This is a genomic window from Sinomicrobium pectinilyticum, from assembly GCF_003725735.1.
Taxonomy (GTDB): domain Bacteria; phylum Bacteroidota; class Bacteroidia; order Flavobacteriales; family Flavobacteriaceae; genus Sinomicrobium; species Sinomicrobium pectinilyticum.
Genome location: NZ_RJTM01000212.1, coordinates 1 through 1,540 on the forward strand (window position 1 = coordinate 1; position 1,540 = coordinate 1,540).

Below are 1,540 nucleotides of genomic sequence, written 5' to 3' on the forward strand. Positions count from 1 at the left end.
GTTGACGCTCTATACCATACAATTACAAAAGGAAGTAAAAGCCCTAAGTGCAGAAAACCAACAATTTCGAAAAGAAATCGATGAACTTAAAAAGCCGTAATATGAGAGATACACTCAAAAAAATATCAGCATATGTCCCCTCCCCTTGGGGGAGGGCCAGGGTGGGGGTGTTATTCCTTTTGTTCCCTTTTACTTTTTATGCTCAGTCCAATGTGTTTCCGACTTCGGGCAATGTGGGGATAGGGACTACTAATCCCGAAGAAAAACTTGATGTATACGGCAATTTGAGATTGGGAGGTATTAACGGTACTATCATAAACCCGGATACGGATGTAAGCAGTTTAAATCCTGGATCTACATCTACAGCGGTTTCCGTAAAAGGAAGAAAATGGGGGCATTTTGTTGTAGATATTTTTGGCAATGATGATAAAGATAGTTTTGCTATAAGAACAGATAGCAATAAAGATGGTGTTTTGGACAATATTCCCTTTTTGGTAAATAATACGGGAAATATAGGAATGGGCACAACCAACCCCGGCACCTGGAAACTTGCCGTCAACGGCAACATCCGGGCCAAGGAAATCAAAGTCGAAACGGGCTGGAGCGACTTTGTCTTTGAAGAGAGCTACAACCTACCCACTTTGGAAGAAGTAGAACAGCATATCAAAGAAAAAGGCCATTTAAAAGATATCCCCAGTGCCAAGGAAGTAGAAGAGAACGGGATATTCCTGGGGGAGATGGATGCCAAATTGTTGCAGAAGATTGAGGAATTGACTTTATACATGATAGAGCTAAAGAAAGAAAACCAACAACTCCGTAAAGAAATCGATGCACTTAAAAAGCCGTAATATGAGAAATACATTCAAAAGAATATCAGCATATATCCCCTCCCCCTTGGGGAGGGTTAGGGTGGGGGTCTTGTTCCTTCTGCTCCCTTTTACTTTTAATGCTCAAACCAATACTTTTCCTGCTTCGGGGAATGTGGGGATCGGAACGACTAATCCTACTTCGAAACTTGAAGTAAAAGGTGAAATAAAATCGAATGGTCTCATACAAACAGTTAACCCTAATAATCCGGCGGCCAATCTCCATTTAAGTTGGTTTAATAATGTGGCAAGGATCCGGATTGGGGGAGATGGCGAAGGAGCAGAGAACGGACTGGATATTCAAGGCATAGGGAATAAAAGTATAATGCGACTACTCAATAATGGTAACATAGGGATCGGGGTAACGAATCCAACTATGAAACTGACGGTAGACGGAAGTATTAGAAATAATTCCTTTTCATTATCCGGCAGTAACGGAGATCTCTATATGAAAAGAGGAAATAGTGATACTAACTGGAAAAGAGCATTAGTATGCTGGGATACTTCTTTAACCCTTAATTTCGATGGAGATTTTAGCAATGGAGTTCGGGTCATGGGAAATAAATTCAGTGTGGATGGTAATATGGGTATAGGAACAGATAATGCAGCCGGATGGAAACTCGCCGTCAACGGCAACATCCGCGCCAAGGAGATCAAAGTAGAAACCGGCTGGA

The 1,540-nt window shown here is 41.6% G+C and carries 1 protein-coding gene and 1 pseudogene; both read left to right on the plus strand.

Annotation, left to right across the window (positions count from 1 at the left end; all coding sequences use genetic code 11):
- The first annotated feature begins 101 nt into the window (after nt 1-101).
- On the plus strand, nt 102-848 hold the full coding sequence (locus ED312_RS23325; protein WP_123218424.1) for a bZIP transcription factor: 747 nt from the start codon (nt 102-104) through the stop codon (nt 846-848).
- Between the two features lies 1 nt (nt 849).
- Nucleotides 850-1,540: pseudogene (locus tag ED312_RS23330) on the plus strand (hypothetical protein); the annotation flags it as partial.

Excerpts from the sequence above, each read along its gene's own strand:
- ED312_RS23325 (WP_123218424.1), top strand. The coding sequence starts at position 102 with ATGAGAGATACACTCAAAAAAATATCAGCATATGTCCCCTCCCCTTGG.